The following is a 19,483-nucleotide window of genomic DNA, read 5'->3' on the forward strand; positions in this document are numbered from 1 at the left end:
GGGCGGGAAGCCGCCCGGCCGACGTCTTCGAGCAACATTCAACCGCGTGACAGGAGTTACACGATGACACTCAAGCTGACACTTGCGACCACCACGGCGGTCGGACTTTTGATGGGGGCGGCACTCGCAGGCAGCGAGAACGAGGCCTATATCGACCAGATCGGCGACGGTAACTCGGCCTCCATCGTCCAGGGCCAGTCGAACGGTTCAGCCGTCGGCAACAGAGCCGGACACACGACGCAGCGAATCCGGCAGGACGGCACCGACAACGAGCTGATCATCAACCAGACGCATGACTCGAACGTGAACAGCCCGCCGCGCAACCAGATCAACCGGGCAGGAGCGCCGGGCGACCAGGCGGGTCTTGGCATCGACCAGATCGGAAACTCCAACTATCTGCGAATCGATCAGACGGGTGCCAACCAGGCCGTCTTCGAGGTGCAGCAGAATGGCGGCACGTCTGCGACGACCTCTTCCAACAACGCAACGATCACCCAGAACGGCGGCTGGTCGGCACGCGTCTCCAACTTGCGGCAGACCTTCACCGGCGGCGCCGCGGACGGTTCCAACGACGTCACCATCACCCAGACCGGCCAGTCTTCGCGCGTGGGCAACACCAGCAGCGGCCCGCGCAATGACGGCAGTGGCGCGCACCAGACCGGCTTCGGCAACCAGCTGACCGTCAACCAGACTGGCAATTCCCAGCTCGTCTACACGGCGACGCAGATCAACAGCGCCTCGAGCGGCGGCACGAACGTCGCGTCGGTGACCCAGGGCGGCGGCAATGGCAACCAGATTCGCGAGCTGAGCCAGACCAACACCGGCACCCTGGACAACACCGCGAGGCTGACCTTCTCGGGTGCCGGCAACGGGGTGACGTCCGGCGTCTTCACCGGGGTGGCGCTGGGCGTGGGGATCTCCCAGTCGCGCATTCGCCAGACCGGGGAAGGCAACGACCTGAGCTATGTCGCGACCGGCGACGGCAACCTGTTCGGCTTCGTCCAGGACGGGCTGGGTAACCGGATCGTCGGCACTGTGGACGGAAATGCCAATCAGGTCGCGGTATCGCAGGAAGGCGACGTCAACAGCGCCGAACTCGAGATCCGCGGAGACAGCAACCAGTTCGGCATTGCCCAGATTGGCGAGGCAAACGAGGCGCTGGCGTTTGCGAACGGCAACTCCAACGAACTTACACTGAGCCAGATCGGAATCGCCAATCTCGGCGAGGTCCTGATCGGATCCCGGACCGCCGGCAGCAGCGACGACAATGCGGTGGTCCTGAACCAGGACAGCCTCGCTTCGTTCGGCAATGTCGGCGAGATCGACGTCGACGGGAACGCCAACACGATTTCGCTCGACCAGCTGGGCGTGATCGGCAGCAACTACGGGACCGTCGACATTCTCGGCGACGAGAACGCCGTGGCGGTGGACCAGGACGGCAGCAATACGGGCGAGGTGTTCGTCACCGGAAACCTCAACGTCGTTTCGCTCGACCAGGAAGCCATCTCCTCCTTCGGTAATGAAGCCGGGATCCGCGTCGATGGAAACAGCAACAACCTTGTCGTCGATCAACTCGGCGCGGCCGGCTCCAACGAAGCGACAGTCGACATCCAGGGCGACCAGAACGACGTGGCGGTCGACCAGGAGGGCAGCAATACGGGCGGGATGGTCGTCACCGGAAACCTCAACGGCGCAACGCTCGCCCAGGACGGCGCCATCAACAGCGCGCTCATCGAGATCTACGGGGACGGCAACCAGTTCGACGTCGATCAGGACGGCACCTTCAACGACGCGGTGGCGCTGGCGACCGGCAATGCCAACGAGGTCACGCTGAGTCAGACAGGAGACGTGAATACCGGCTCTGTCGACATCTTCGGCGACCAGAACGATGTAGCGATCGACCAGATCGGCAACTTCAATACGGTCAGCATGACCTTCCAGGGGGACTCAAACGGCAGTGGCAGCCTGACCGGCGCCGCGGGATTGCTGGTCAGCACGTCTGGCGGTCAACTCGTGGCGGGCAGGGCGCTTCAGGACTCGTCCTCGGCGCTGTCGGGCAATAGCCTGACCTATGACGTCGTCGGTAATCTGCACCAGTTCGCCTTCGCCCAGATCGGCGGCGGCAACACGATCGACGGGTCGACCATGGGAACCGGCAACGAGGTCGCGATCGTCCAGGCGGGGAACAGCAACTATGCATCGTTCAGCCAGATCGGCAGCTCAAACAGCATTGGCGTCTCGCAGTAGGGTCGCCGGGCGGCCCCGTCAGCACGTTCCGTAAAAAGCGCAGTGAGGGCGGGCGCAGGCGCAAATAGCGATCCTGCCATGTACGTTGGGGAAAAGCGGCAGGGTGGCGGAAACGGTGCCTGGAAGTGTTTGCAAGAAACGCCGTTATGGCGGTTTTCATTCGCAAGGTGTTGGGGGAGATGAGATGATGAAGACTGCTTGTGCGGCGCTTCTGACCGCTGGCGTTGTTCTGGCTGCCGCGGGCGGTTCGGTCGCTCAGGATATGGTTTACACTCCGGTCAACCCCTCCTTCGGCGGCAGCCCGCTGAATTCGTCTCACCTGCTCGGCCTCGCCAACGCCCAGCGTACGGCCACGGCCCGCACGCCAGGCCCGGGCACGGATTCGACGGATCCGAGCGATCCGGGCTCCACCGACGCGGACCTCTTCATCCGCCAGCTCCAGAGCCGCCTGCTTTCGGGGCTCGCGAGTCAGGTTACCGAGGCGATCTTCGGTGACAATCCCCAGGACTCGGGTACGGTCCGTTTCGGTGAGACGACCGTCACCTTCGAGCGGACCGTCGATTCGATCCGGCTGATCATCACTGACCCGACCGGCGTCACCGAGATCGTGGTGCCCCTGCTGGTCGCGACAAACAACACCGTGAATTCCCTCATGCAGGGCGCTGGTGGCCTGGAGTCGGGCAACGCTCTGTCCGGCGGATTGAACACCGGCGCCCTGAGCGGCGACCTGACGTCGAGCACGTCGCTCAGCCCGGGGCTCAATTGATTTCGATGCGGGATGGATCAGTGCGAGTGCGGGCAGCGGCCTCACGGGAGGGCGACATGCCGAAAAGCCGGCGCTTTGGGACAAAGATCGCAAGGGTCGCCGTCGTAGGCGCACTCGTGTCAGTGCTTGGCGGATGCCAAGCGGTGCCGACCGAAGGCGTTCTGCAGCCTGTTTATACGCCTGTGACGAAGCAGAGCCACAGCCTGCGCACCATCCCGGCCCCCTCGAAGCGAATTACCGTCGCCGTCTACGATTTCCCCGATCTCACCGGCCAGTACAAGGAACGCGAGAACGTCCAGACCCTGTCGCGGGCTGTCACCCAGGGCGGTGCGCCCATGCTGATCAAGGCCTTGCAGGATGCTGGCGAGAAGCGCTGGTTCACTGTGCTCGACCGTGCCCGCCTTGACGACCTGCTCAAGGAACGGCAGATCGTCACCGAGATGCGGCGGCTCTACCGCAACGAGCAGCGTATCGACGCGCGGGTCCTGCCGCCGCTCGATCACGCGGGCATCATCCTCCAGGGCGGAATCACCGGTTACGACACCAACACCATGACGGGCGGCATCGGCGCGCGCTACCTGGGCATCGGCGGCGATGTGAAGTGGCAGCAGGACACTGTGACCGTCACATTGCGGGCCGTTTCGACGAACACGGGAGAGGTGCTGTCCAGCGTGGCGGTTCACAAGATGATCGCCTCCTACGCGCTGCAGGGCGGTGCATTCCGCTATGTCGCCCTGGACAAGATCCTCGAGGCTGAGGCGGGCGTCACCCAGAACGAGCCCAAGCAGATCGCCGTGCAGCAGGCCATCGAGAAGGCGGTGATGGGTATGATCATCGAGGGCGCCGAACTCGGTGTCTGGTCGTTCGAGGACCGGGATGCAGGACGCGAGCTGATAGCCGACTACCGCAACGAGAAGTATGGCACCAAGCTGACCGCGGCCGCTGAAATCGTGCCGCCGCCCAAGACACGCAACGCCGCGGACGTCGTCGAGACGACAGCCGCATGGCCGCGCGCGGCGGCTGCGCCGCGACGCACGACTCCGGCCCTGGCGGCTCCGCCGCCGGGCGCGCCCGTTCCCGTGGCTCCGCCTCCCGCAGCGCCGGACGAAACCGTCGGCTCGCTTGAGCCGGGCGTGGCCGTTCCCGAGGCTTCGTCTGCGGTCGCCGGCGCGGCGACGGCGCCAAACCCTGCCGCGACTCCGAAGGCGGCCCGGCAACGTGACTATGTGGCCTCGATAGCGCCGGTGCGTTGACGATGCTCATGGACCCTCTCAATCCGTTCTCCAACGCAAAGGGCGGCGCGGCGCTTACCCTCCTGGCGTCGGTGCACGGCGACAGCAACCAGTTCGGTGGCGTGGCGCCTCAGGCTGGTTCTGGCAGAGCGCCGTCGTGCTCCAGCAATGACCTTGTCTTCGGTCGGACCGGAGAAAGCGACGTTGCTTCAACTTTGATCGATCCCGAGGCCCGGATATTAGGCAGCACTTGCGATGATCTCCCCACATTACGAGGGGACTGTAACAATGAATCTGCATTCTGTCTTTGTTGCGGGCGTCGTCTTGGCGTCGGCGCCTGCCCAGGCCGGCAACGAACTGGTTATCCTGGCCCAGCACGGGTTGTCCAATTCGCTCATGCTCGGCGTGAGCGGCAGCCTCAATGCGGTGTCCGTTCTTCAGGCCCACCACGGTCTCGGCGCGGCGAACGTGATCGACGTCAACATCGAGAGCGATTTCAACGGCGGCCCGCTTGGCCCGTCCTTCATCGGAGCGATCCTCTCGGCTGGCCTCACGCCCGGTTCGATCACACAGAGCGGATTCGACGACCACATCATCGCCAGCGTAACCGGCAGCTACAATCTCTTCGCTTTCGCGCAGGAGGGCAGCGGCGACCGGCTTACAGCCTCGATCTCGGGCATGGCAAATCAGGCAGCCGTCACCCAATCCGGAAGAAATAACGTCGTGGGATTTTCACAGTCCGGAAACGGCAATACGGTCAGCGTCTCGCAGACATCCTGGTGACGCAACACAGGGAGCTTGTTCGCATCATGCGCAAATCTACGGCTGTTCTGGCGAGCGCTCTCGTCTTATGTTCCTCTCCGGCCTTTGCTGGCGACAATAACGTCCTGAAGATCATCCAGACCAGCCCTCCTGGCGCGCTCGAGGGAAACGTCCTGTCGTCAGACCAGTCGCGCGCCACCGGTTCGCTTGTCGCCGGCCCGACGCAGCAGATGATGGATAACGCGCTCGGCGGCACGCTTGCTGTCGGCGACCTGTACCGGATGGACCAGGCGACTGCGCCGTCCGCGCTTCAGACAGGCCAGGGCAACACCGCAACGCTGACCATCGAAGGCGATGGTGGTCAGTTGTTTCTTCTCCAGGACAATTCGGCTGGCGGGACGTTGGGCAATTCGGCTCAGTTGAGCGCATTTGGAGCCGATTCCCTTGGCGCCGTCCTGCAGCTCGGCGATGGCAACGATGCATCGCTGACCGTAGGCGGTGGCGCAACCGGTCTGATCGTGCAGAACGGCAGCGGCAATGCCAACTCACTCACCGTGGGTTCTGGTGGCAGCGGCGAGATAGTTCAGAACGGCAACGGCAACACCTTCTCCACGTCCGTGGCGGCCAACACCGCCGTGACCATCACGCAGAACGGCAACAATCTTAGCCCGGTCGGCGTGACAGGCATGCAGGTGTTCTCGACGGCGCCGGGAACAGTTTCGATCACCCAGACCGGTTTCTAGCGATGCGCGGCGCGGCTGCACTCGTCGTGGGTCTTGCCGCCGCCTGCGGTGCAGGCGGCGCGGTGGCGCAGCACGGAGGCGCCGTCGCGGTCCCCTCCATCGCCATTGTGCCCACGGGCGCCGGGGTCCAGATCACTGCATCGGCCGTCGGCCTTGGCGTTGTGGAGATCGAGGGCTCGGTTGAGATCGACCGGACGGGCGGCTCGGGCACGATGACCACGCGCCAGAACCGCACACTGAGGCTCTCCGCCGGCCAATCCCAGGACATAGCCAGGACTGCGCTGTCTCTCGCCAAGGGCGACCACATCTCCATCAGGGTTGTTCTCCGGCAGGACGGCAGGGTCGTCGGCCAGGCCGAGGTTTCGGCGGGCGAGCCCTGAGGAAGTCGCTAGCTCCCTAATTTTCGACTTTTGCGCAGCGGAGAGGGCATCATGAAGGTTGCGAGATTTTTGACCGTCGTTCTGGCCGTGGCGGGCATGTCGTTCCCGGCCACGGTGGTACGGGCGCAGTCCGTGGACCAGTTCGTTCAGGCATTCAGCGGCACCTGGCAGCTCGTCGATGCGCGCTATTCCAACCTTCCCTCAACTTGCCACATGGCGCTGGGGTCGACAGCCGATGCGAACGGCCGCTTCGCCATTAAGGGGCTGGGCTGCCGCGGCGATGCCGCTCTGGTCAGTTCCTGGGGCGTGAGCGAGGGTCAGATGGCCCTGTTCGATGCGGCCGGAGCGGTGATCGCCCGTCTTGGCGGCAACCAGCGGCGGATCAGCGGCACCAGCGTATCGGGCGCTCCCCTGATCTTCGAGAAGGTCGGTGTTGCCGGAACGGCGGCCATGCTCAAGACTGCCAAGCGGGCCGGGGGCTGCTTCTATTCGGGCTTCACCAGCAAGTGCGCGGATGCGGCACAGGCCGCGCCTCCCGCGCCGGAAGGCGCCAGCGTCCAGGTCCTGGTTAACCTGAACGTCCGCGCCGAGGCGCGCGACGACGCTGAGGTGGTCGGCGTGGTTCCGTCGCAAACCTGCGTCACGACCGAACTGTGCATGACGGCGACCGACGGCGCCTGGTGCCGCGCCAAGTTCGGGGAGAGGACCGGATGGATGCGCAAGTTGGCCTTGCGCCAGAACCGCTGGGCCATCGTCACCTTCGACAACTCTTGCCCCAAGCAGGGCGGCTAACTCTCTATGAGGTCTTTCGGCACGCGGACGTGAACATAGTAGATGCCATTTCGGATGATTGTGTTTGGTATCTTGCGCATGTCGTCCATTCCTCGACTGTATCACAGCGTGTATGACAGTCGAGGTGGGTCAAACCCTTGGAAAATAACGCTTCAGGAAAATCAGCGGCTTAGGGGGAAATGGTGCCCAGAGGCGGATTCGAACCACCGACACGCGGATTTTCAGTCCGCTGCTCTACCAACTGAGCTATCTGGGCCTGTTCCGGCTAACGAAAACTCGCGCTCCGGATTTCATGGAAGCGCCGTGGGCGTCCCTTGAAAGCGCGTGGGTTATAGCATGGGAATCCGGCCTGTCCAGCGCCCAGATGTGGATTTCCGGCAGGAAAAGAAGTGCCGCCCGATGCGCTGGTTTCCGCGTCACGCCGCCGCTATCTGGCGCCCGCCAATCCCTTGCGAAAATCCGTAGGTGTCATGCCGGCGAGCTTCCGGAACGACTTGTTGAAGGCGCTGAGCGAACCGAAGCCCGAATCCATCGCGACCCTGAGCACATTGGCGTCCTGGTGCATGAGCAGCGCCTGCGCATAGCTCAGCCGCAACAGGTTGACATATTCGTTGAGCGTCATGCCGGTCGATTTCTTGAAGATGCTCATGGCGTATTTGGGATGGAGGTCGGCGGCCGCCGCTATGTTCATGCAATCGATGTCGTAGAGGAAATTCTCGGCGATGAAATCGCACATGCGCCCGACATTGCGCGACGACTGCTGGTCGAACGGGCTGCCCGCTTCCTGTCCGGCCGCGTTTTCCGGCACCAGCCTGTAGGGCTCGAACCGTACCCGCTCCAGCCGCAGCAACAGTTCGTTGACGGCGTGCTCCGCCCTGGCCGGGTCGCCGGAGCGGGCGTAGCGGTTCCAGCGGTCGAAATTATCGTTGTCGGACTGATCCGTGGCGCTGGTCACCAGCGTGGCACCCGTCATCAGCCGGTGACGTATGTCAGCCGGCAGATGCAGCCGGAAGAAATGCACCAGCGGCAGATGCGCGCCGGCATAGATGGCGTCGTCGCTCAAATCGTCCATCTGGTGCGGCAGTCCGCCCCAGAACAGACACATCTCACCGGCCGAAAGCGAGATTTCGTGGTCGTTCATGCGGTAATGCACGCTGCCGCGCACGATGAAGTTCACCTCGACCTGCGCATGCCAATGCGGCTTGAGCATCACCAGGGGAGCGGTGTGGAACATCTGCAACAGCAGCGGCATTCCTTCCACGCTGCTGGCGCCAGGCTGGTAAAACGGCCGGTCCGGCATCTTACTTTCCGCCAATTTCGTATTCCCTTTGTCGGGGACAAGCCTTCCGCGCCGCATAGTCTAGCCCGGCTCGCAGAGAGAGCAAATGAAATGGGAGGATTTCAATGCGCATCACACTGTCCTGCGCCGCGCTCGCGCTTGCCTTGGGTTCAGCCCCGGCCTTCGCGCAATCGGGCGAAATCACCATCTGGAGCTGGAACATCGCCGCCTCGTCGCTGAAGGCGACGATTGCCGGCTTCAACAAGCTGCATCCTGACATCAAGGTCACCGTCCAGGATCTCGGCAACCAGCCGACCTATGACAAGTCGATCGCCGGATGTGCCGCCGGCGGCGTCGGCCTGCCTGACGTCGTCACCATCGAGAACGGCGAGGCCGAGAATTACTGGAGCCAGTTTCCCGATTGCTTTGTCGACCTGCACACGCTGGGCTACAGCGCCGAGGACCAGGCGAAATTCCCCGATTTCAAGCGCACCGAGCTCGAAGTCGGCGACAAGGCCTATGCAATGCCGTGGGATTCCGGCCCTGTCGCCGCCTTCTACCGCCGCGACTTCTACGAAAAGGCCGGCGTCGATCCGGCGTCGATCAAGACCTGGGACGATTTCATTGCCGCCGGCAAGAAGATCCAGGCCGCCAATCCCGGCGTCACCATGACCAACGCCGACTTCAACGGCGACACCGAATTCTTCCGCATGATCTCCAATGAACAGGGCTGCGGCTATTTCTCCGAGGATGGCCAGTCGATCACGGTGAACCAGCCGAAATGCATCGATACGCTGGCCAAGATCAAGGAGATGAAGGACGCCGGCGTCATCTCGTCGGCCGACTGGGGCACAAAGATCACCAACAACACCGCCGGCACCGTCGCCACCCAGGTCTATGGCGGTTGGTATGAAGGCACAATCCGCACCGAATCGGCCGGCGAAAACGGCAAATGGGGCGTCTACCTGATGCCGAGCCTTACCGCCGACGGGCCACGCGCCGCCAATCTCGGCGGGTCGTCGCTGGCCATCACTTCCGGGTCGAAGAACAAGGAAGCGGCTTACGAGTACCTGAAATACACGCTCGAAACCAATGAGGGCCAGATCACCATGCTGAAGGAGTTCGGCCTCGTTCCCTCGCTGGTGTCGGCGCTGAACGACCCCTACGTGTCTGAAGGCCTGCCCTATTGGGGCGGCCAGGCGGTGTGGAAGGACATCCTCGCCACTCTGCCCAAGATCGTCCCCAGCCGCGGCACGCAGTTCCAGAGCGATGCCGAAATCATCATGCGCGCGGTGCAGACCAAATATCTCGCCGGCGGCTATCCCGATGCCAAGGCGGCACTCGACGATGCCGCCGGCCAGATCGCGGCGGCGACCGGACTGCCGGTCAAGTCATAACCTCCCAGACGGGGTCCGGGCAGGCATGCGCCGCCCGGACCCGACCGCGGCCCGCGGGGCTTCCTCGCGGGACGTGTGAAATGTCGCATGTCCCGACCAACCGGTTGCCGCTGCGCGCGGGACCACAGCTTGAAACGCCGACGAGAGAAGGAGGAGCACGATGCGCAACCGCAACGCCACGGCCTATCGTTTCCTCGCGCCCTATTTGCTGATCTTCTCCGTCTTCTGGGTATGGCCGATCATCTCTTCGTTCCTGATCTCGTTCCAGGCGACGCGCACCGTGCCCTGGCGCTTTGCGCCCGGCTTCAACTGGGGCCGGCTGATCGGCGATCCGGCCTTCTTCAATGCCTTGAAGAACACGCTGCTCATCCTCGTCATCCAGGTGCCGGTGATGATCGCGCTGGCGATGGTGATGGCCGTGCTTTTGAATTCGCCGCTCCTGAAGGCGAGAGGACTTTACCGCTTCGCCTTCTTCGCTCCCGTGGTGGTCGGCGAGGTCGCCTATTCCGCGGTGTTCCGGCTGATGTTCAACCTCGATTTCGGCATCATCAACAAGCTCCTGAACAGCGTTGGGCTGCCCAAGATCGACTGGTTCTCCAATGTCACGCCGGCCATGGCGCTGATCATGATCGCGGTCACCTGGCGCTGGGCCGGCTACAACGCCATCATCCTTCTGGCCGGCATGCAGTCCATCCCCGAGGACGTCTACGAGGCGGCGACGCTCGACCGGGTCAGCAAGCTCAAGCAGTTCTTCTTCATCACCTTGCCGCTGTTGAAGCCGGTCATCGTGTTCTGCACCGTGCTGTCGATCATCGGCACCATGCAGCTGTTCACCGAGCCGTTCCTGATCACCGAACGCGGCGGACCGGGCGGCGGCACCGAGACGCTCGGCCTGCTGCTCTATCGCCAGGGCTTCCGGTCGCTCAATTTCGGCTACGCCTCGGCCGTCGCCTACACCATGGCGGGGCTGGCGATCGCCATCACGCTGGTGCAACTGTGGCTGACGAGGGAACCGAAATGAGCTCGCTCGCCTCGGCCAGGCTGAAGCGCAGCCTCTTGCTGCATCTTTTCCTCACGCCACTGGCGCTGATCTGGCTGTTTCCGCTATGGATGATGGTCGTGTTCTCGACCATGCCGGACAACGGCATCTTCAGCCCCGGCATCGAGTTGCTGCCGCACGGCAATTTCGTGGAGAATTTCAACAACCTGCAGCGCGACACCGACTTTGTCGGCGCGATTTTCATCTCCGTCTCGGTGGCGGTCACCTACACTTTTCTGTCGGTGCTGCTGACGTCGATGGCCGGCTGGGCGCTGGCGCGTTACCGGTTCGTCGGCAAGGGCTTGGTCGTCGCCATCATCCTGGGCACCATCACGCTTCCCTATGCGGTGGTGCTGATCCCGCAATTCATCATGGTGGCGCGCGATTTCAAGCTCGCCAATACCTGGGTGGCGCTGATCGTGCCGCCGCTGTTCAATTCGCTGGGCGTGCTGTTCATGCGCCAGAGCTTTTCCATGATGCCCGATGACCTGTTCGATGCCGCCCGCGTCGAAGGCGTGAAGGAGTGGCGCATCTTCGTCTTCATCGCGCTGCCGCTGGCGCGGCCGATGCTGGCCGCCCTTTGCATCATCCTGTTCCTGGCGTCCTGGAACAATTATCTCTGGCCGCTTTTGATCAACAGCCAGCCCGGCGCGATGACCGCACCGGTGGCGCTCGGCACGCTGATCGGCCTCACCAAAGTGTCGTGGGGCGGCATCATGGCGGGCGCGGTAATGCTGACGGTGCCGATGCTGATCGTGTTCGTGCTGCTGCAACGCCATTTCATTGCCGGCATCGCCGCCGGCGCGGTCAAGTAAGGGTAGGCATGGCAACCGTCACGCTCACGAATGTCGTCAAGCGCTTCGGCGTTTTCGAGGTCGTCCATGGCGCCAACATCGACATCAGGGATGGCGAGTTCGTCGTCTTCGTCGGCCCGTCTGGCTGCGGCAAGTCCACGCTGCTCAGGATGATCGCCGGGCTGGAGGATATCAGCGATGGCGAGATCGCCATCGGCGGCAAGGTGGTCAACGATGTCGAGCCGGCCGACCGCGGCATCGCCATGGTGTTCCAGTCCTACGCGCTCTATCCGCATATGAACGTGGAGCAGAATCTCTCCTTCGGCCTGCGTATGACCGGCAATCCGAAGGCCGACACCGACCGCAGGGTGAAACGGGCGGCCGAGATCCTGCGCATCAGCGAATTGATGGAGCGCCGTCCGAAGAAACTCTCCGGCGGCCAGCGCCAGCGCGTTGCCATCGGCCGCGCCATCGTGCGCGAGCCGCAGGTGTTCCTGTTCGACGAGCCGCTGTCCAACCTCGACGCCGAACTGCGCGTCCAGATGCGGGTCGAGATCTCGCGCCTGCACAAGGAGCTCGGCACCACCATGATCTATGTCACGCACGACCAGACCGAGGCGATGACGCTCGCCGACCGGATCGTCGTGCTGCGCGGCGGCCATGTCGAGCAGATCGGCCGCCCGCTCGATCTTTATGACAATCCCGACAATCAGTTCGTGGCCGGTTTCGTCGGCTCGCCGAAGATGAATTTCATCAAGGGCCGCGTCGTCGGCTGCGATGCGCGCGGCGTCGTGGTGGAACTCGCTGGCCAGGAGAAGACCCGCATCACGCAGCCGTTGAAGGGCGCCGCATCCGCAATCGGCAGCAAGGTCATCGTTGGCGTGCGACCCGAACATTTTGGCAGCGCCGGAGAAGGCGACGCCGATCTTGCCGTCACCATCGATGTGGTCGAGCACCTGGGCGGTACGAGCTTTCTCTACGCCAGAACGGCCAATGGCGAGGACGTGGTGATCCAGCGCGACGCGGCCAAGGTCCCCGAGACATCAGAGATCATCGTATCCATCCGCAAATCCTACCTGTTCGACGAAAAAGGGCTGCGGCTGCGCTGATCGGCTGCCCTTTCCCATCCCGCAAGGAGAATGACAATGACTGCAACCACGCCCATCCGCTGGGGCATTCTCGGCCCGGGCAGCATCGCCAAGGCCTTCGCCGGCGGCGTCGCCGGCTCCCGCAACGGAAAGCTGGTCGCCATCGGTGCGCGCGATCCGGGCAAGCCGAGTTTGGCGCAGAGCTTTCCCGGCGCGCGCATTCTCGAGGGCTACGAAGCATTGCTCACTGACGCGGAAATCGACGCGATCTACATTTCGGTCCCGCACCCGGGCCACGCGCAATGGGCGATCCGGGCGGCGGACGCGGGAAAGCATGTGCTGTGCGAAAAGCCGCTGGCGCTGACCGCCTTCGAGGCCGACGCCATGATGCATGCGGCGCGCAAGGCCGGCACCTTTCTCGGCGAGGCCTTCATGTACCGGCTGCACCCGCAGACGCTGAAGCTGGTGGAACTGATCAAATCCGGCGTCATCGGCGAGATCAGGATGATCAAGTCGAGCTTCGGTTTTGCCATGCCTGATTTCATGCCGCAGCACCGGCTTTATGCCAACGACCTCGCCGGCGGCGGCATCCTGGACGTCGGCGGCTATCCCGTCTCGATGGCGCGGCTGATTGCCGGCGCCGCGGCCGGCAAGCCGTTCCTCGAGCCGGACAAGGTGACCGGCGTTGCCCATCTTGGCCAGTCCGGCGTCGACGAATGGGCCTCCGCGCTGCTGCATTTCCCGGGCGGCATCGTCGCCGAGGTCTCCTGCAGCATCTCCCTCAACCAGGACAATGTGCTCAGGATTTTCGGCACCAGGGGCCGCATCGAAGTGCCGGATTTCTGGTTCGCCGGCGGCGACCGCGATGTCGGCCTCGGCCGGATCGATGTGATCGGCGCGGACGGCGTGCGCGAAACCATCAGCGTGAACGAAAAGCGTCACGTCTATTCCTTCGAAGTCGACGCCGCCGGGGACGCCATCCTTGCCGGCCGGCAGGAGTTCGCCTGGCCGGGCATGGCCTGGGCCGACAGCCTCGGCACCTTGCGCGTGCTCGACAGATGGCGCGCGGCTGTGGGGTTGGAGTACGAGATCGAAAAGGCCTCGCGACGCACCAACACCATCGCCGACCGGCCCTTGCGATCCGGCGGCACGGCGATCGCCAAACGCGCCATTCCGGGCCTGTCGAAGCCGGCCTCGATCGTGGCGCTCGGTTTCGAGGATTTCCGCACTTTCTCCTCGGGTTCGATCCTGCTCGATGCCTTCTTCGAGGCTGGTGGCAATCTGTTCGACACCGGCTATGTCTATGGCGGCGGCTACACCGAGACGCTGCTTGGGCTATGGCTGAAGAACCGTGGCGTGCGCGAGCAATCGGTGGTCATCGCCAAGGGTGCGCATTCCCCGCTCTGCTATCCCGACGTGATCGGCAAGCAGCTCGACCAGTCGCTCGACCGCCTGCAGACCGACCATGTCGATATCTATTTCATGCATCGCGACAATCCGGACGTGCCCGTCGGAGAATTCGTCGATGCGATGGACCGCGAGGTCAAGGCAGGCCGCATCCGTGGCCCGTTCGGCGGCTCGAACTGGACGATGCAGCGCATGGACGAGGCGATCGCCTATGCCGAGCGCACCGGCAAGCAAAAGCCCGGCGCGCTCTCCAACAACTTCTCGCTGGCTGAAATGCTGGAGCCGATCTGGGCCGGTTGCGTGACCTCCTCCACCGATGACTGGAAGGCCTGGCTGACCGCCCGGCAGATGCCGAATTTCGCCTGGTCGAGCCAAGGGCGCGGCTTCTTCACCGAACGCGCCGGGCGCGACCGGCGCGACAATGAAGAACTGGTGCGGGTCTGGTACTCGGAGCGCAATTTCGGCCGCCGCGACCGGGCGATCGAACTTGCCGCGCGGCTGGGCAAGAGCCCGATCCATATTGCGCTCGCCTATGTGCTCAACCAGCCTTTCCCATCGGTGCCGTTGATCGGCCCGCGCACGCTGGGCGAACTGGACGACAGCTTGCGCGCCCTCGACATCGCGCTTTCACCTGCCGATCTCCAATGGCTGGACGGCGGCAGCCGGCAAGCGGCGTAGTGCATGTCATGCAAGGCTGCGCTGGACGGCGACGGGGTCAGGTCTCGTCGTCGGACACCCTGATGTCGCGCCTGGCCGGAACCCTCATGCTGGCATACATGCCGGTGGTGCGGAACTGGCCCGGGCTAATGCCGTAACAGCGGCGGAAGACCTTCGAGAAATAGTTCGCGTCCTCGAAGCCGCACAGGATGGCGACTTCCTTCACGGGCAGGAAGTCAGCCTTGGTCAAAAGCTTGGCGGCGCGTTGCAGCCGCTGCTGCAGTACGAACTCCGCGGGCGGGATGCCTTCGCTCTCGGCGAAGCAGCGCGAGAAGTGCGCCCGGCTGAGGCCGCTGATCTGGACGAGGTCCGCTACCGGCAGCGGCCTGTCGAGATTGGCGTTGATGTGGTCGATGACCGGCTGCATGGCGCTCTGCTTCTCCGCAAAGGCGTGCGAGCCGAAGACATCGTCGTAGAGCGCCATCGCCGCCTCATAGGCGATCGCTGAAGCCGCCCCCGGCGCAGCGGCCCCGTTGATGAGACGCAGGCTGCAATCGGCGAGATGATCGATCGTCTCCGGCTGCAGCCGGAACACCGGACCCGAGACGTCGAGGATCGATTTGTGGATGCGCAGCGCCTCCTCGCCATTCATCGAGATCCAGAAATATTCCCAGCGCTCGTCCTTGGCCAGCCAGTAGCGGTGGTTGTGCGGCACCAGCACCAGCAGCGTGTCGTTCTGCTGCAGGCGATAGTCGCGGTTCTCATAGCGAAGCCGGCCGCTTCCGTTGATCGTGTGCTGGAGCACGGTGAATGGCGTCTGGCCGCGCTTGCGCCCGTCCCAATCATAGATCTCGCCTTCGCGCACTTCGTAGCCGGTGCTCGTCGGCATGGCATGCAGGCGCTGGCGACCGCGCGGCAGCGAGATCGTGCGCATCGACTGTCCGTTGGCGATCAGATCCCGCAGCACAAAATTACCCTTGAAAGCATAATCCTTCTCTGGCCGCGCTCGCGAATAAGCGCATAATCCATCCCCGAAGAACGTGAAGAACCCGCGGTCGAGGAGCGGGCGGGAGGAGAAAAGCCGGAATTCGGCTCGATTGGCACGCGCGCCTTGGCGTGTGGCCATATCCTCCCTTGCTGCTCCTTGCCTAGCATCCGATCGGATCGAGGTGAAGGTGATGAGTTTCAAAATCGCTATTATCGGCGCCGGCAGCGTCGGCTTCACCAAGAAACTGTTCACCGACATACTGTGCGTGCCGGAATTCAAGGGTATCGAATTCGCGCTGACCGATGTCAGCGAGCACAATCTCCAGATGATCAAGGCGATCCTCGACCGGATCGTCGAGGCCAACAAATTGCCGACCAAGGTGACGGCGACGACAGACCGCCGCGAGGCGCTCGAGGGCGCTCGTTATGTCATCAGCTGTGTGCGGGTCGGTGGCCTCGAAGCCTATGCCGACGATATCAGGATCCCCTTGAAATACGGCATCGACCAATGCGTCGGCGACACGATCTGCGCCGGCGGCATCCTCTATGGCCAGCGCAACATCCCGGTGATCCTCGATTTCTGCAAGGATATACGCGAGGTCGCCGAGACCGATGCGAAATTCCTCAACTATGCCAACCCGATGGCGATGAACACCTGGGCGGCGATCGAGTACGGCAAGGTCGACACGGTCGGGCTGTGCCACGGCGTCCAGCACGGCGCCGAGCAGATCGCCGAGGTGCTGGGCGCGAAGTCGCCTCGGGAGCTCGACTATGTCTGTTCCGGCATAAACCACCAGACCTGGTTCATCGAGTTGCGCCTGAACGGTCGCGAAATCGGCAAGGACGAGCTGGTCGCCGCCTTCGAGGCGCATCCGGTCTATTCCAGGCAGGAGAAACTGCGCATAGACGTGTTGAAGCGCTTCGGCGTTTATTCGACCGAAAGCAACGGCCACCTGTCCGAGTATCTTCCCTGGTACCGCAAGCGTCCGGACGAGATCACCCGCTGGATCGACATGTCCGACTGGATCCATGGCGAGACGGGCGGCTATCTCCGTTATTCCACCGAGACCCGCAACTGGTTCGAGACGGAATATCCGCAATTCCTCGAAGCGGCGTCGAAGCCGATCGATCCGTCAAAACGCTCCAACGAGCATGCCAGCCACATCTTGGAGGCGCTGGAGACCAACCGCGTCTATCGCGGCCACTTCAACGTCAAGAATGACGGTGTCATCACCAATTTGCCGCAGGACGCCATCGTCGAATCGCCCGGCTTCGTCGACCGCTTCGGCATCAACATGGCGGCCGGCATCACCTTGCCGGAAGCATGTGCCGCGACCTGCATATCCTCGATCAATGTCCAGCGCATGTCGGTGCATGCCGCCATATCCGGCGACATCGACCTGCTCAAGCTTGCCGTGCTGCATGACCCGCTGGTTGGTGCGGTATCGACACCGGAGGAGGTCTGGCAGATGGTCGACGAAATGGTCGTCGCTGAAGCCGCCTGGCTGCCGCAATATGCGCACGCCGTTCCGGCGGCAAAAGAGAGGTTGTCGAAATCCAGGGTCAAGACCCGCGAATGGGCGGGCGCCGCTTGGCGCAGCGTCCGCTCGATCGAGGAGTTGCGCGCCGAAAAGGCCGCGCTGAAGCAGGCCGGCTGAAAACCCAGGTGGCGGCGACGGGCCTGCGGGAGACAGGTCCGCCGCGGTCGCCGTCCGGGCAGAAGACGAGCAGCAGCAAAACAAAACGTCCGAACACGAGGGAGGAGACAATGAGGAACCTACGCAGCATTGGCATGGTCGCGGGACTGGCGCTGGGCGTCTCCGTCCCGGCGCTTAACGCTTTCGCCTCCGAGCCGACGGTCCCGCCGGTACCGGCGGCGTTTCCGGCCGAAGGCAAGATCACTTATGTGCCGCGCGACTCCATCCTGGAGTTCAAGGCGCTGCCCGACTATCACGAGCCGGACTGGGTGACCGAGAAATACGTCAAGGCCGGCAAGCTGCCGCCGGTGAAAGACAGGCTGCCGAAGGAGCCCTTGGTTTTCAAGACGGGCAACATGCCTGATGGCATCGGCGTCTACGGCGATACGATGCGCCACGTTATCGGCGGGCGGCCGGAAGGCTGGAACTACGGCGCCGGTCAGACGCAGGGATGGGGCGGCATCGATATCGGCCTGTCCGAATGCCTGACGCGCACCGCGCCGCTGTTCCAGGTCGAGGCCAAGGACACCGAACCGCTGCCCAACCTCGCCAAAAGCTGGGACTGGTCGGCGGATGGCCACAAGCTCACCATGCACCTCGTCGAGGGTGCCAAATGGTCCGACGGCGCGCCCTTCAACTCAGACGACGTCATGTTCTACTGGGACGACGAGGTCGTCGATCCCAATGTCTCGCCGCTCAATGGTGCCATCCAGGAAACGTTCGGCGTCGGCACCACGCTCAAGAAGGTCGACGACTACACCGTCGAGTGGACCTTCAAGGAAGCCTTCCCGAAACAGTATCTCTACGCGATGGCCTACGGCACTTTCTGTCCTGGCCCCGCGCACATATTGAAGCCGCAGCATCCGAAATATTCGAAGAACACCTACGACCAGTTCAAGAACGCCTTCCCGCCGGAATATATGAACATGCCGGTCATGGGCGCCTGGGTGCCGGTTGAATACCGGCCAGACGACATCATCGTCATGCGCCGCAATCCCTATTATTGGAAGGTCGATGAGAAGGGCAATCAGCTGCCCTACCTCAACGAGTTGCACTACAAGCTGTCCACCTGGGCCGACCGCGATGTCCAGGCGGTGGCCGGCTCGGGCGATTTCTCCAATCTGGAGCAGCCGGAGAACTTCGTCGCCTCGCTGAAGCGGGCCGCGGAGGCGAATGCGCCTGCACGCCTGGCGTTCGGTCCACGGCTGATCGGCTATAGTCTGCGCCTCAATTTTTCCGCTAATGGCTGGGGCAACCCGGACGAGCGCGGTCAGGCGATTCGCGAGCTGAACCGCAATGAGGATTTCCGCAAGGCGGTTACCATGGCGCTCGACCGCAAGGCGCTGGGCAACTCCCTGGTCAAGGGGCCGTTCACCGCCATCTACCCCGGCGGCTTGTCCTCCGGCACCAGCTTCTATGACCGCAAGTCGACGGTCTACTATTCCTTCGACCTCGAGGGCGCCAAGGCGGAACTTGCCAAGGCCGGCCTCAAGGATACCGATGGCGATGGTTTCGTGAATTTCCCGGCCGGCACGGCCGGCGGCAAGAATGTCGAGATCGTCATGCTGGTCAACAATGACTACGGCACCGACAAGAGCCTCGCCGAAGGCGTCGTCGCGCAGATGGAGAAACTCGGGCTGCGGATCGTGCTCAACGGTCTCAACGGCACCCAGCGCGATGCCTCGCAATATTCCGGGCGTTTCGACTGGCTGATCCGGCGCAACGACCAGGAGCTGACCTCCGTCGTGCAGAACACCGTGCAACTCGCTCCCGTCGGTCCCAAGACCAGCTGGGATCACCGCGCACCTGAAAGCGGCGAGGTCGACCTGATGCCTTTCGAGAAGGACCTCGTCGACATCGTCAACAAATTTGTCACCTCTGAGGACAATGACCAGCGCGCCGCCCTGATGAGAGACTTCCAGAAGATTTCGACGGAGCACGTCTACAATGTCGGCCTGACGGAATATCCCGGTGCGCTGATCGTCAACAAACGCTTCTCCAACGTTCCAAGGGGCACGCCGATCTACATGTTCAACTGGGCAGAGGATTCGATCATCCGCGAGCGGGTCTTCGTGGCGGCCGACAAGCAGGCGAAATACGAATTGTTCCCGGAAGAGCTGCCCGGCAAGCCTGGAGACAAGGGCCCGATGTAAGTTTACCTCCCCTGACTGAGACCTCCGGCCGCGCCGCTGGCGCGGCCGGACAAAGGCAACCTC

Annotated in this window: 16 protein-coding genes and 1 tRNA gene; 14 read left to right on the forward strand and 3 right to left on the reverse strand. The window is 63.2% G+C overall.

The genetic code is table 11. The annotated features are described in order from the left end of the window. Positions 1-63: 63 nt before the first annotated feature. The 7 genes from FJ949_RS28305 to FJ949_RS28335 all read left to right on the forward strand — a co-directional run bounded on the left by FJ949_RS28305 (position 64) and on the right by FJ949_RS28335 (position 6,922). Positions 64-2,247 carry a hypothetical protein gene (locus FJ949_RS28305; protein WP_140501000.1) on the forward strand — a complete coding sequence of 728 codons (2,184 nt, stop codon included), beginning with the start codon at positions 64-66 and terminating at the stop codon, positions 2,245-2,247. Between the two features lie 184 nt (positions 2,248-2,431). Then, the gene (locus FJ949_RS28310; RefSeq protein WP_210239494.1) at positions 2,432-3,013 is read left to right on the forward strand and encodes a curli assembly protein CsgF; all 582 of its coding nucleotides are present in this window, start codon (positions 2,432-2,434) and stop codon (positions 3,011-3,013) included. 143 nt (positions 3,014-3,156) lie between these two features. Beyond that, on the forward strand, positions 3,157-4,266 hold the full coding sequence (locus FJ949_RS28315) for a CsgG/HfaB family protein (protein ID WP_181173173.1): 1,110 nt from the start codon (positions 3,157-3,159) through the stop codon (positions 4,264-4,266). 267 nt (positions 4,267-4,533) lie between these two features. Then, positions 4,534-5,028, forward strand: coding sequence for a hypothetical protein (locus FJ949_RS28320; protein WP_181165453.1), 495 nt, complete (start codon positions 4,534-4,536; stop codon positions 5,026-5,028). Positions 5,029-5,054: 26 nt separating this feature from the next. Continuing rightward, the gene (locus tag FJ949_RS28325; RefSeq protein WP_140501006.1) at positions 5,055-5,750 is read left to right on the forward strand and encodes a hypothetical protein; all 696 of its coding nucleotides are present in this window, start codon (positions 5,055-5,057) and stop codon (positions 5,748-5,750) included. 2 nt (positions 5,751-5,752) lie between these two features. Beyond that, complete coding sequence (csgH, locus tag FJ949_RS28330; protein ID WP_140501008.1) at positions 5,753-6,130, forward strand: curli-like amyloid fiber formation chaperone CsgH; 378 nt, start codon at positions 5,753-5,755, stop codon at positions 6,128-6,130. A 69-nt stretch (positions 6,131-6,199) separates the two neighbouring features. Next, positions 6,200-6,922 carry an AprI/Inh family metalloprotease inhibitor gene (locus FJ949_RS28335; RefSeq protein WP_181171817.1) on the forward strand — a complete coding sequence of 241 codons (723 nt, stop codon included), beginning with the start codon at positions 6,200-6,202 and terminating at the stop codon, positions 6,920-6,922. A 180-nt stretch (positions 6,923-7,102) separates the two neighbouring features. Here FJ949_RS28335 and FJ949_RS28340 read toward each other — a convergent pair. Both FJ949_RS28340 and FJ949_RS28345 read right to left on the reverse strand, forming a co-directional pair. After that, positions 7,103-7,178: transfer RNA gene (locus FJ949_RS28340), tRNA-Phe, on the reverse strand. 171 nt (positions 7,179-7,349) lie between these two features. Beyond that, the gene (locus FJ949_RS28345) at positions 7,350-8,222 is read right to left on the reverse strand and encodes a helix-turn-helix domain-containing protein (protein WP_140501013.1); all 873 of its coding nucleotides are present in this window, start codon (positions 8,220-8,222) and stop codon (positions 7,350-7,352) included. Between the two features lie 104 nt (positions 8,223-8,326). Here FJ949_RS28345 and FJ949_RS28350 point away from each other — a divergent pair, with 104 nt between their 5' ends. From FJ949_RS28350 to FJ949_RS28370, 5 genes are all read left to right on the forward strand, one after another. Next, positions 8,327-9,598: an extracellular solute-binding protein gene (locus FJ949_RS28350; protein WP_140501015.1), complete on the forward strand. Its 1,272-nt coding sequence runs from the start codon at positions 8,327-8,329 to the stop codon at positions 9,596-9,598. 160 nt (positions 9,599-9,758) lie between these two features. Then, positions 9,759-10,619 (forward strand): sugar ABC transporter permease, encoded by an 861-nt coding sequence (locus tag FJ949_RS28355; RefSeq protein WP_140501017.1) that lies wholly within the window; start codon positions 9,759-9,761, stop codon positions 10,617-10,619. After that, complete coding sequence (locus FJ949_RS28360) at positions 10,616-11,452, forward strand: carbohydrate ABC transporter permease (protein WP_140501019.1); 837 nt, start codon at positions 10,616-10,618, stop codon at positions 11,450-11,452. The genes FJ949_RS28355 and FJ949_RS28360 overlap by 4 nt, the downstream gene beginning before the upstream one ends. Before the next feature lie 8 nt (positions 11,453-11,460). Continuing rightward, complete coding sequence (ugpC, locus tag FJ949_RS28365) at positions 11,461-12,540, forward strand: sn-glycerol-3-phosphate ABC transporter ATP-binding protein UgpC (RefSeq protein WP_140501021.1); 1,080 nt, start codon at positions 11,461-11,463, stop codon at positions 12,538-12,540. Positions 12,541-12,576: 36 nt separating this feature from the next. Next, a complete protein-coding gene (locus FJ949_RS28370; protein ID WP_140501023.1) occupies positions 12,577-14,604 on the forward strand; it encodes an aldo/keto reductase in 2,028 nt (675 codons plus the stop codon). Positions 14,605-14,641: 37 nt separating this feature from the next. Here FJ949_RS28370 and FJ949_RS28375 read toward each other — a convergent pair whose 3' ends face one another. After that, complete coding sequence (locus FJ949_RS28375; RefSeq protein WP_140501110.1) at positions 14,642-15,517, reverse strand: AraC family transcriptional regulator; 876 nt, start codon at positions 15,515-15,517, stop codon at positions 14,642-14,644. 244 nt (positions 15,518-15,761) lie between these two features. On the opposite strand from FJ949_RS28375, the gene FJ949_RS28380 reads away from it, so the two are divergent. Both FJ949_RS28380 and FJ949_RS28385 read left to right on the forward strand, forming a co-directional pair. Further along, complete coding sequence (locus FJ949_RS28380; RefSeq protein ID WP_140501025.1) at positions 15,762-17,228, forward strand: alpha-glucosidase/alpha-galactosidase; 1,467 nt, start codon at positions 15,762-15,764, stop codon at positions 17,226-17,228. A 110-nt stretch (positions 17,229-17,338) separates the two neighbouring features. Continuing rightward, entirely contained in the window at positions 17,339-19,420 is a 2,082-nt protein-coding gene (locus FJ949_RS28385; RefSeq protein ID WP_140501027.1) for an ABC transporter substrate-binding protein, read from the forward strand. Positions 19,421-19,483: the final 63 nt, after the last annotated feature.

The sequence above is a fragment of the Mesorhizobium sp. B2-4-1 genome, from assembly GCF_006442185.1.
Taxonomy (GTDB): domain Bacteria; phylum Pseudomonadota; class Alphaproteobacteria; order Rhizobiales; family Rhizobiaceae; genus Mesorhizobium.